Annotated in this window: 12 protein-coding genes and 2 pseudogenes; 4 read left to right on the forward strand and 10 right to left on the reverse strand. The window is 70.4% G+C overall.

All coding sequences use genetic code 11. The annotated features are described in order from the left end of the window. Positions 1-271 precede the first annotated feature (271 nt). The 10 genes and pseudogenes from VI238_RS15510 to VI238_RS15555 all read right to left on the reverse strand — a co-directional run bounded on the left by VI238_RS15510 (position 272) and on the right by VI238_RS15555 (position 7,587). The gene (locus VI238_RS15510; protein ID WP_331652973.1) at positions 272-586 is read right to left on the reverse strand and encodes a non-heme iron oxygenase ferredoxin subunit; all 315 of its coding nucleotides are present in this window, start codon (positions 584-586) and stop codon (positions 272-274) included. Between the two features lie 98 nt (positions 587-684). Beyond that, entirely contained in the window at positions 685-1,227 is a 543-nt protein-coding gene (locus tag VI238_RS15515) for a GNAT family N-acetyltransferase (protein WP_331652997.1), read from the reverse strand. Positions 1,228-1,278: 51 nt separating this feature from the next. Next, positions 1,279-1,674 (reverse strand): annotated as a pseudogene (gene sufU, locus VI238_RS15520) (Fe-S cluster assembly sulfur transfer protein SufU); the annotation flags it as partial. A gap of 9 nt (positions 1,675-1,683) precedes the next feature. Next, on the reverse strand, positions 1,684-2,928 hold the full coding sequence (locus VI238_RS15525) for a cysteine desulfurase (RefSeq protein WP_331652975.1): 1,245 nt from the start codon (positions 2,926-2,928) through the stop codon (positions 1,684-1,686). Continuing rightward, positions 2,925-4,190, reverse strand: a complete 1,266-nt coding sequence (gene sufD, locus VI238_RS15530) for a Fe-S cluster assembly protein SufD (protein WP_331652977.1) — start codon at positions 4,188-4,190, stop codon at positions 2,925-2,927. Before sufD ends, VI238_RS15525 begins: the two co-directional genes overlap by 4 nt. Continuing rightward, positions 4,187-4,966, reverse strand: coding sequence for a Fe-S cluster assembly ATPase SufC (gene sufC, locus VI238_RS15535; protein ID WP_331652979.1), 780 nt, complete (start codon positions 4,964-4,966; stop codon positions 4,187-4,189). The genes sufD and sufC overlap by 4 nt, the downstream gene beginning before the upstream one ends. Further along, complete coding sequence (locus tag VI238_RS15540) at positions 4,960-5,196, reverse strand: hypothetical protein (protein WP_331652981.1); 237 nt, start codon at positions 5,194-5,196, stop codon at positions 4,960-4,962. Before VI238_RS15540 ends, sufC begins: the two co-directional genes overlap by 7 nt. Continuing rightward, positions 5,193-5,609, reverse strand: coding sequence for a hypothetical protein (locus VI238_RS15545; RefSeq protein ID WP_331652983.1), 417 nt, complete (start codon positions 5,607-5,609; stop codon positions 5,193-5,195). Before VI238_RS15545 ends, VI238_RS15540 begins: the two co-directional genes overlap by 4 nt. Next, complete coding sequence (gene sufB / locus VI238_RS15550; RefSeq protein WP_331652985.1) at positions 5,606-7,090, reverse strand: Fe-S cluster assembly protein SufB; 1,485 nt, start codon at positions 7,088-7,090, stop codon at positions 5,606-5,608. The genes VI238_RS15545 and sufB overlap by 4 nt, the downstream gene beginning before the upstream one ends. A gap of 50 nt (positions 7,091-7,140) precedes the next feature. Then, the gene (locus VI238_RS15555) at positions 7,141-7,587 is read right to left on the reverse strand and encodes an SUF system Fe-S cluster assembly regulator (RefSeq protein ID WP_331652987.1); all 447 of its coding nucleotides are present in this window, start codon (positions 7,585-7,587) and stop codon (positions 7,141-7,143) included. Between the two features lie 129 nt (positions 7,588-7,716). On the opposite strand from VI238_RS15555, the pseudogene VI238_RS18775 reads away from it, so the two are divergent. From VI238_RS18775 to VI238_RS15575, 4 genes and pseudogenes are all read left to right on the forward strand, one after another. After that, positions 7,717-8,304 (forward strand): annotated as a pseudogene (locus VI238_RS18775) (serine hydrolase domain-containing protein); the annotation flags it as partial. A gap of 101 nt (positions 8,305-8,405) precedes the next feature. After that, a complete protein-coding gene (locus VI238_RS15565; protein ID WP_331652991.1) occupies positions 8,406-8,846 on the forward strand; it encodes a hypothetical protein in 441 nt (146 codons plus the stop codon). Between the two features lie 70 nt (positions 8,847-8,916). Further along, entirely contained in the window at positions 8,917-9,978 is a 1,062-nt protein-coding gene (locus VI238_RS15570; RefSeq protein WP_331652993.1) for an aminoglycoside phosphotransferase family protein, read from the forward strand. After that, positions 9,975-10,252, forward strand: a 278-nt coding sequence (locus VI238_RS15575; protein ID WP_331652995.1) for a sugar phosphate nucleotidyltransferase, incomplete at its 3' end; no start/stop codon positions are given. The genes VI238_RS15570 and VI238_RS15575, both read left to right, overlap by 4 nt.

Here is a 10,252-nt window from a genome sequence, read left to right on the forward strand (position 1 = left end):
CACGAGCGGCGCCGCGCTCTGTCCTCCAGCCTACGAACCCACCGCGAAGTTCCCGGTCAGGATCGAAGACGGCGCCGTCTGGACCCGCGACGACCGCGGCTGAGCTGGGCGAAGAACAGAGCTTGAAATACGGAGCACACGCAAAAAAACCCCTAGCTTTCGCACGCGTGTTCCGTGCGCTCCGCGCTCCGGATTTTGAACGCGCCTTTCCTTCGTGTTCTTCGTGTCCTTCGTGTCCTTCGTGTTTCAGGCTTTGGTCCTGCTCGAATCTTCACCCCCGATCATCGCGAGTCCAGACGGCGCCAGCTTCGACCTTCACCGGGAACTTCGCGGTCGGTTCGTACGCGGGCGGGCACAGCGCCGCGCCGCTCGTGATGTCGAAGCGCGCGCCGTGGCGCGGGCATTCGATCTCGCGCCCCTCGATGACGCCGCCGGTGAGCTCGCCGCCGTCGTGGGTGCAGACATCCTCGATCGCGTAGTAGTCGCCATCGAGGTTGAACACCGCGATCGGCGTATCGCCGTCCCACACCACGCGATACTCGCCCGGCAGCAGCTCGGCGGTCGCACACACGCGCACCCAGTTCATCGCTGCATCGCTCCATTGCTGGATCGGGAAATCGAAGATGAAACACCAAGCAAGGGCCGAGTTTCCGCTTTTTCGGTTTCGCGCCCCATTTGCCGAACCTACAGCGCCTTCACGAGCAGCTCGAAGCGCAGGTCGTCGCGCTTGGGGATGCCGAAGCGCTCGTCGCCGTACGGGAACGGCTTGAACACGCCCGTGCGGCGATAGCCCCGGCGTTCGTACCACGCGATGAGCTCGTCGCGGATCGAGATGACCGTCATCTGCATCTGGCGACAACCCCATTCCCCGCGCGCGATCCGCTCGGCTTCGCCGAGCATCGCGCGCCCGATGCCGCCGCCCTGCAACTGCGGGCTCACGGAGAACATGCCGAAATAGGCCGTCACGCCCTGGCACTCGACGTGCGCGCAGGCGACCAGGCGCGCGCCCGATTCGGCGAGCAGGACGAGACTGCCGGGCGCGGCGAGCAGCGCGGACACCCCCGCCGCGTCGGTGCGCTGGCCGTCGAGCATGTCCGCTTCGGTGGTCCAGCCCTGCTTGCTGCCTTCGCCGCGATAGGCGGACTGCACGAGTTCCACGATCGCGTCGACGTCCGCCGGCTCGGCGGCACGGAACGCGAAGCGGTCGGTGGCGGTGGTCGCTTGCATCGGAAGCTCCGTTTCAGTGGTCGCGTCGGCCGACCCGGCGAGCGCGGCGCGCAGCGTGGCCCATGGCAGCAACGCGCATTGTCGCCGCGAAGGGTGCTCCTGCAACCCGGCCATCGCCGCGAGCGGACCGAGCCCGTCCGCGTCGCCGCGTCCCTCGATGTACGCGGCGAAACGCTCTTCGAGCGCTGCCACCGCGGCGGCGCCGAGGCCTCGGACGAGTTCGCCGAGCATCGACGCCGTCGCCACCGCGACCGCGCAGGCTTCTCCCGAATGGCGGAAGTCGGCGATGCGGCCGGCGTCGCAGCGGAGCTCGATGCGCAGCCGGTCGCCGCAGAGCGGGTTCGCGCCGTCCGCCGCGTGCGTCGGATCGACGAGGTGGCCGCGAAGGCGCGGATGGCGCCGATGCTCGAGCACGAGCTGCGGATACAACGCGTCGGGCGCAGCCATCGCGCCGCCCTAGGCGAGCAGCGCGCGCACGCGCTGAAGTGCACCGACGAACCGCTCGATCTCCTCGTGCGTGTTGTAGAACGCGAGCGACGCGCGCAGGGTCGCCGGCACGCCGAAGAACCGCATCAGCGGATGGGCGCAGTGATGGCCCGAGCGCACCGCGATGCCTTCATGGTCGAGCAGGGTCGCGAGGTCGTGCGCGTGCGCGCCCTCGACGAGGAACGACACCACCGGGACCTTGCGCGCGGCCTCGCCGAACAGGCGCACGCCGGGCACCGCGCGCAGCGCGTCCGTGAGGTGCGCGAGCAGTGCCTGCTCGTGCGCGCCGATCGCGGCGTGGTCGACGCCGCCGAGGTAGTCGATCGCGGCGCCGAGGCCGACGAAGCCGGCGATGTTCGGCGTGCCCGCTTCGAAGCGATGCGGTGGATCCGCGAACGTGGTGCCTTCGAAGCGCACCTCGCGGATCATCTCGCCGCCGCCGAAGAACGGCGGCATGTCGCGCAGGATCTCGCGCCGCGCCCACAATGCGCCGGTACCGGTCGGGCCGAACAGCTTGTGGCCGGTCATCGCGTAGAAGTCGCAGCCGAGCGTGCGCAGGTCGACCGGAATATGCGGCGCCGCCTGCGAGCCGTCGACGAGCAACGGAATGCCGCGCCTGCGCGTCGCGTGTGCGAGCTCCGCGACGGGGTTGATCGTGCCGAGCACGTTCGAAACGTGCGCGACCGCGGCGAGCTTGACCGTCGGCGTGAGCGCCTCGACGAAGCGATCGACGAGCAGCTCGCCGCGCTCGTCGATCGGCGCGACCTTGAGGCGCGCGCCCGTGCGCTCGCAGACGAGTTGCCACGGCACGATGTTCGCGTGGTGCTCCATCGTCGTGACGAGGATTTCGTCGCCGGGCCCCAGCCGGGGCAGCGCCCAACTGTACGCGACGAGGTTGATCGCCTGCGTCGTGCCGCTGGTCAGCACGATCTCGTCGCGCGACGGCGCGCCGAGGAAGGCCGCGAGCTTGTCGCGCGCGGCCTCGTACGCCGCGGTCGCTTCCTCGCCAAGCTGGTGCACCGCGCGCGAAACGTTCGCGTTGAACTCGCGGTAATAGCGGTCGACCGCCTCGATCACGGCGCGCGGCTTCTGCGCGGTGTTCGCGCTGTCGAAATAGATGAGCGGCTTGCCGTGAACGCTGCGCGCGAGCAGCGGGAAATCCTCGCGCACGCGCCCGACGTCGAACGCGTGGTCGCGTGCCTGGATCTTGCTCATGGCAGGACCTCCGCCTGCGGCAGCCGCGCCGCGAGCAGTGCGTCGACGTGCGCGCGCAGCCCGGGCTCGAGTCCGTCGAGAACCGCGCCGCAGAACGCGGCGACGAGCATGCGCCGCGCGAGCTCCAGCGGCAGGCCGCGCGAACGCAGGTAGAACAACGCACGCTCGTCGAGCTGGCCGACCGTCGCGCCGTGCGCGGCCTTGACCTCGTCCGCATGGATTTCGAGCACGGGCTGGGTGTCGATCTCGGCCTGCGCGGACAGCAGCAGGTTCTTGTTCGCGAGCCGAGCGTCGGCGCCGTCGGCACCCGCTGCGACGGTGATCGCGCCGTGGAACACGCCGCGCGATCGCTGGTCGGCGACCCCGCGCCAAGCGATGTCGCAGGCGGTGTCGCGCGCATTGTGGGTGACCGCCAGGTGCGTGTCCGCGTGCTGGCGCGCGCGCAGCGCGAACACGCCGCACGAGCGCAGGCGCGCGCCGCGACCCGCGAGGTCGACGACGAGGTCGTGGCGCACGAGCTGCGCGCCGACCTCCACCGTGTTCAGGTCGAGCGTCGCCTCGGCACCGAGCGTGGCTTCGCTGCGACGCACGAGATACGCGCCGTCCGCGGCATCCTGCACCTGCACGAGGTCGAGCCGCGCGCCGGCGCCCAGCCGGTACGCGGCGACGATGCTGGCGAGGTTCGCGTTCGGCGCCGTGCCGACGTGGTGCTCGACGAGCCGCAGCCATGCGCCGTCGCCGAGCTCGACCTGCGTGCGCAGACTCCAGGCGACCTCGGCTTCGGCCGGCGCGCCGACGTGGACGATCTGCACCGGCGCCTCGATGCGGGCGCCCGCGGCGACGCGCACGCGCACGCCGTCGAGCGCGAGTGCGGCATTGAGTTCGCCGAACGCGTCGCCGGTCGGCGCCGAGCGAAGCAGCGCGGCGAGCTCGTCCGGTCGCCCGCCGAGTCGCTCGACGTGCAGGCCCGCCACGGCGCCGACCTCGGAAAGATCTTCGCGATGGATGCCGTTGACGAATACGAGGCGCGCCGCGTACGCGCCGGGAAGGAACGGGGCGTCGATCGCGCGTGCGCGTGCGCCGCGATCGCCGTCGACGAAACGGCGCTGCTCGAGCGCGCGCAGGCTGGTGTACTTCCACGCTTCGTCGCGCGGACCGGGCAGCCCGCGACGCCGCAGTGCGGCTGCCGCGGCGGCGCGCACGCCGGCGAGCCCGGCCGGAACCGGGCGCTCGCCGAGCAGCGAATCGAGCAGCGCGCTCATCCGGCGACTCCCGCGCCGCCGTGCGCCGGCGCGTGGCGCCCCGCGATCCACGCGTAGCCGTGCTCCTCGAGCTTGAGCGCGAGCGACTTGTCGCCGCTCTCGACGATGCGCCCGTCGGCGAGCACGTGCACGACGTCGGGCACGATGTAGTCGAGCAGGCGCTGGTAGTGCGTGACGACGAGGAACGCACGCGCCGGGTCGCGCATTGCATTGACGCCGTCGGCGACCATGCGCAGCGCGTCGATGTCGAGGCCGGAATCGGTCTCGTCGAGGATCGCGAGGCGCGGCTCGAGCAGCGCGAGCTGGAAGATCTCGTTGCGCTTCTTCTCGCCGCCCGAAAATCCTTCGTTGACCGCACGGTGGAGCAACTCGTCCTTGAGGTGCAGCACGGCGAGCTTCTCGCGCACCTTCTTCAGGAACTGCATCGAGTCGAGCTCGGGCTCGCCGCGGTGCCTGCGTTGCGCATTGAGCGCGGCGCGCAGGAAATACGTGTTGTTGACCCCGGGAATCTCGACCGGGTACTGGAACGCGAGGAACACCCCTTCGGCGGCGCGCTCCTCGGGCTCGAGCGCGAGCAGGTCGCGACCGAGGTACTCGATGCGGCCCGCGGTCACTTCGTAGCCGTCACGCCCGGCGAGGACGTTGCCGAGCGTCGACTTGCCGGCGCCGTTCGGGCCCATGATCGCGTGCACCTCGCCCGCGGCGATCTCCAGCGAGAGCCCCTTGAGGATTTCCTTGCCCGCGACGCGGACATGGAGGTCGTCGATCTTCAGCATTGGATGTCCTGGTCTTGGGCGCCGGCGCGGCGCAACAGCACGTAGGTGAATGCCTGCTCGCCGCCGCTCGGCGTGCGGCGCAGGTCGCGCTTGCACGCGGCGAGGCGGAACGCGGGCGCGCACCGCGACGCGAGCGATGCGGCGTCGTAACGGCTTGCGCGCAGGCCGCTGCAACGATCGCGGCCGTCCGGCGCGAACGTGGCGACCCAGTGGTGGCACGCGACGCTCATCCGGCACCCCTCGCGTCGCAAGGATCCGAACCCGCGCGCGCAAGGTCGCAGTCCAGATGCAGCACCGCGTCCGCTTCGCCGACCAGGCCGAGCGGGCGCAGGCGCCTCGGGGCCTGCGTGCGCGTACCCAGTTCCAGCCAGTAGTCCGCGTACACGGGTGGCCGCGCCTCGTCTTCCGACGCCGGCTCGGGGTGTACCTCGCCGAACGAGGGAATGCGGAATCGACCCTGCATGTCCGTGTACGCGCACTGGGTCGACTCCGATCCGCTGTGGCGCAGGCAGACATTCGTCGGCGGATACGCCGGCACGCCGGCGAGCCGGCCGACGATCTCGGGCACGTAGCGCACGCTGCCGGGATCCGCGCCGTGCGCGGCGACGCCGGCGATCGCGAGAAGAACGCCCGGCAGGTTCATCCGACCGCTCCCTCGAGCGACACCTCGAGCAGCTTCTTCGCTTCCACCGCGAACTCCATCGGCAACTCCTTGAACACCTGCTTGCAGAAGCCGTCGACGATCATCGACACCGCGTCCTCCTCGCCGATGCCGCGGCTACGGCAGTAGAACAACTGGTCCTCGGAAATCTTCGACGTCGTCGCCTCGTGCTCGACGATCGCACCGGGGTTCTTCACCTCGATGTACGGGAACGTGTGCGCGCCGCACTTCTTGCCGATCAGGAGCGAATCGCACTGCGTGTGGTTGCGCGCGCCATCGGCGCCCTTCTCGACCTTGACCAGGCCGCGATAGGTGTTCTGCCCGCGTCCGGCGCTGATGCCCTTCGAGACGATCTTCGACTTCGTGTTGCGGCCGATATGGATCATCTTGGTGCCGGTGTCGGCCTGCTGGCGATGGTGCGTGAGCGCGACCGAATTGAACTCGCCGACCGAATCGTCGCCGCGCAGCACGCAGCTCGGGTACTTCCACGTGATCGCCGAGCCGGTCTCGACCTGGGTCCAGGAAATCTTCGAGCGCGCGCCGCGGCAGTCGCCGCGCTTGGTCACGAAGTTGTAGATGCCGCCGACGCCGTTCTCGTCGCCCGGATACCAGTTCTGCACGGTCGAGTACTTGATCGACGCATCGTCGAGCGCGACCAGTTCGACCACCGCCGCGTGCAGCTGGTTCTCGTCGCGCATCGGCGCGGTGCAGCCCTCGAGATAGGACACGCTCGCCCCTTCCTCGGCGATGAGCAGCGTGCGCTCGAACTGGCCGGTGTCGCGCGCATTGATGCGGAAGTAGGTCGACAGTTCCATCGGGCAGCGCACGCCCCTCGGCACGAACACGAACGAGCCATCGGAGAACACCGCGGAATTCAGCGCGGCGAAGTAGTTGTCGCCGGTCGGTACCACGCTGCCGAGGTAGCGGCGCACGAGGTCCGGGTGCTCGCGGATCGCTTCGGACATCGAGCAGAAGATCACGCCCGCCGCCGCGAGCTCCTTGCGAAACGTCGTGCCGACCGACACCGAGTCGAATACCGCGTCGACCGCGACGCCGGCGAGGCGCGCGCGCTCGTGCAGCGGCACGCCGAGCTTGTCGTAGGTCTCGAGCAGCTTCGGATCGACCTCGTCGAGCGACTTAGGGCGGTTCTTCGGCTGCGAGAAATAGCTGATCGCCTGGAAGTCGATCGGGTCGATCTCGAGTTTCGCCCAGTGCGGCGGGGCCATCGTGAGCCAGTGGCGGTACGCCGCGAGGCGCCAATCGGTCATCCATTCCGGTTCGTTCTTGCGCGCGGAGATCGCACGCACGACGTCCTCGTCGAGCCCGGGCGGCAGGCTCTCGCTCTCGATGTCGGTGACGAAGCCGGCCTCGTAGCGGCGGTTCAGCGCCGCCTCGACCGCCGCGTTGCCGGTCGGCTCTCGGGCGCGTTCGATCTCGATTTCGGTGCTGGTCTGGGTCGCCATCGGGCTGCCTGTGACTGGTTTGTCGTTCGCGAAGGACGTTCGCGGATTCCTCACGCCGTCGCGACGCGCAACGGGATCGTCCCGGCGCGCCGCGGTGGCGGCTTGAGCATGTCGGCGAGCGTGACGCTTTCGAGCGCGTTCGCGATCGCATGGTTGATGCGCTGCCAGTTCACGCGTACGCCGCAGTGCGACTCATGGCCGCACAGGCCCGCATGCGCACTGCATTCGGTCATGCCGATCGGGCCCTCCATCGCGGTCACCACGTCGGCGATCGTGATGCGCTCGGGCGCGCGCGCGAGGCGATAGCCGCCGTTGATGCCGCGCGTCGACGCGACGAGCCCGGCCTGGGCGAGTTGCTTGAGCAGCTTGCTCACGGTCGGCAGCTCGAGCCGGGCGCGTTCGGCCAGCACCTGCGCGCTGAGCACGCCGTCGCCGGCCGCCGCGAGGCAGGTCATGACGACGGTCGCATAATCGGTGAGCTTGCTGACGCGGAGCATGGCGGCGTGCCGGTCGTTAATCAGTACCGAAATAGTACTGTTTAACCCGCGGTGCGGTCAAACCTTGGCCTGTCAACGCCAGCCATTCGGGCACGTTGGTGCCGCCAGCGACTCGAGAAAGGATCGTCCATGCGCCCGCTCCCGTACCCGTGCCTGTGCCTGCTCGCCACGCTCGCCGCGACGCCGGCGGCGAGGGCGGTCGAATGCGATTTCACGGCCGTCACCGCGCGGGTGCGGCAACTCGTGCAGCGCGCGGGCGTGGACGACGCCGGCATCGCGATCGGAACGGCGCGCGGCCTGCTGCTCAAGCAGTACCTGCACGCGGGCGGCGGCGCGTCCGCCTACGACGACGACGTGCGCATTCCGCTCGCATCGGCATCGAAGCTGCTCGCGGGCGTGCGCATCCTGCAACTCGTCGATCGCGGCGCGATCGCGCTCGATGCGCCCGTGTCGGACTACCTGCCCGAGTTCACGGGGCTCAAGGGCACGATGACGATGCGCCAGATGTTCTCGCACACGGCCGGCTACGGCGACGACCTCGACAGCCCCGTGCTCGCCTTCCCGGTCACGCTCGCCGAGGACGTCGCGTGGATCGCGCAGCACGTCGACATGCCGTTCCCGCCCCCGGGCGCGTACTTCGCGTACGGCGGCATCTCGATGCAGGTCGGTGGCGAAGTCGCCGAGGTGCGCGGCGGCGAGGACTGGCAGGCGGGCTGGCGGGACCGCATCGGCGCGCCGCTCGGCGCGACCGGCATCGACTGGCAGGGCCTCGGGCCGACCGCGAACTACCGCATCGCGGGGGGGGTGCGCAGGCGAGCTTGCCCGACTATGCGAAGGTGCTCGCGATGCTGCTCTCGGGCGGCGTCGGCAATGGCTGGCGCATCCTCTCGCCGCAGGCGATCGCGCTCCTCGATGCCGACCAGACCGGCGGCGCCGCGCTCGCCTATTCGCCGCCCGGCGCCGACGGCCGCCACGCGTACAGCGTGGGTGCATGGATCGAGACGTTTCCGCCGCCGCCCGCGGCGCCGGCGATCTCGAGCATCGGCAAGTTCGGCTACGCGCCGTGGGTCGACTTCGACGGCGGCTTCTACGGCGTCATCATGATCGAGCAGCAGGCGACGATGTTGCCGCCGATGGGCGAACTCTCGCACGACGCCGTCGTCGACATCGATGCGCTCGTGCGCGCGCAGCCGGTCGCGGGCTGTGCGCCGGTCGAGATCGCGGACCCGATCTTCCGCGACGGCAATGAACGTCCCTGAGCTGGCGGCATGCGGCAGCGCGCAGGCGCCTTGCTAGACTCGCGCGACCCGTCATCACGCAGGACGTGCCGTGACCCCTGACCTCCGCGCCGACGCGCGCCGTCGCTTCGCCGAAAGTGCGCTCGCGGCGAGCGTCGACATCGAGGTGGCCTCCGCCGACGCGAGCGCGCGCAGCTACTGGCGCGTGCGCTCGCCCGGTGCGCCCGCACGCATCCTCATGGACGCGCCGCACGATCGCGCCGAGCTCGACACCTGGCTCGAGGTCGGAGCGCGCCTGCGCGCGGCGGGCCTGCATGCGCCCGACGTGTTCGCCGTCGACCGCGCGGACGGCTTCGTGCTCATGGAGGACCTCGGCACGCGCACCTACTTGCCCGAACTCGACGGGCACAGCGCGGACCACCTCTACGGCGCTGCGTTCGACGCGCTCCTGCGCATGCAGGCGCAGGTCGACACCGCCGGCCTGCCCGTGTTCGACCGCGGCCGCCTCGTCGCCGAGATGGAACTGCTGCCCGAATGGTTCCTGCAGCGGCATCTCGGTTACGTGCCCGCGTGCGAGGAGTGGGACGTCATCGAAGCGGCGTTCACGTTCCTCGCGCACGCGGCGCTGGAACAGCCGCGCGCGTTCATGCATCGCGACTATCACAGCCGCAACCTGCTCGTGTGCGCGGAATCGGGCAGCGGGGGTCGGGAGTCGTCCAACCCCTCCGGCGCGCCGAGGCTCCCGAGCCCCGGCATCGTGGATTTCCAGGGCGCGGTCGCCGGCCCGATCGCCTACGACCTCGCCTCCCTGCTGCGCGACTGCTACATCGAATGGCCGCACGAGCGCGTCGACGGCTGGGTCGAGGCGTACCGGCTGCGCCTGCGCCACGCGCACCTCGTCGACGTCGACGCGGCGCGCTTCCGGCGCTGGTTCGACCTCGTCGGCCTGCAGCGCCACGTCAAGGTGCTCGGCCTCTTCTGCCGGCTCTGGTACCGCGACGGCAAGGCGCAGTACCTCGGCGACCTGCCGCTGGTCTGGCGCTACGTGGCGCAGGTCGCGCGCGGCTATCCCGAACTCGCCGCGTTCGTCGCGCTGCTCGAGCGCGCGCTCGGCGAGCGCGACATCACGCAGGCACGCGAGTCCGCCGCATGACGATCCGTCGCGCGATGATCTTCGCCGCGGGCCGCGGCGAGCGCATGCGCCCGCTCACCGACGCGACGCCGAAGCCGCTGCTGCGTGCGGGCGGGCGCATGCTGATCGAGCGGCACCTCGACAAGCTCGCGGCCGCGGGCGTGCGCGAGGTCGTCGTCAACACGTCGCACCTCGCCGCGCAATTCCCGGCCGCGCTCGGCGACGGCTCGCGCTGGGGCCTGCGCATCCATTTCAGCTACGAAGGACCGACGCCGCTCGAGACCGGCGGCGGCAT

The sequence above is a fragment of the Dokdonella sp. genome (assembly GCF_036518555.1).
Lineage (GTDB): Bacteria > Pseudomonadota > Gammaproteobacteria > Xanthomonadales > Rhodanobacteraceae > Dokdonella_A.

Excerpts from the sequence above, each read along its gene's own strand:
- VI238_RS15540 (WP_331652981.1), bottom strand. The coding sequence starts at position 5,196 with ATGAGCGTCGCGTGCCACCACTGGGTCGCCACGTTCGCGCCGGACGGC.
- VI238_RS15545 (WP_331652983.1), bottom strand. The coding sequence starts at position 5,609 with ATGAACCTGCCGGGCGTTCTTCTCGCGATCGCCGGCGTCGCCGCGCAC.
- VI238_RS15515 (WP_331652997.1), bottom strand. The coding sequence starts at position 1,227 with ATGCAAGCGACCACCGCCACCGACCGCTTCGCGTTCCGTGCCGCCGAG.
- sufB (WP_331652985.1), bottom strand. The coding sequence starts at position 7,090 with ATGGCGACCCAGACCAGCACCGAAATCGAGATCGAACGCGCCCGAGAG.
- VI238_RS15510 (WP_331652973.1), bottom strand. The coding sequence starts at position 586 with ATGAACTGGGTGCGCGTGTGTGCGACCGCCGAGCTGCTGCCGGGCGAG.
- VI238_RS15525 (WP_331652975.1), bottom strand. The coding sequence starts at position 2,928 with ATGAGCAAGATCCAGGCACGCGACCACGCGTTCGACGTCGGGCGCGTG.
- sufC (WP_331652979.1), bottom strand. The coding sequence starts at position 4,966 with ATGCTGAAGATCGACGACCTCCATGTCCGCGTCGCGGGCAAGGAAATC.
- sufD (WP_331652977.1), bottom strand. The coding sequence starts at position 4,190 with ATGAGCGCGCTGCTCGATTCGCTGCTCGGCGAGCGCCCGGTTCCGGCC.
- VI238_RS15555 (WP_331652987.1), bottom strand. The coding sequence starts at position 7,587 with ATGCTCCGCGTCAGCAAGCTCACCGATTATGCGACCGTCGTCATGACC.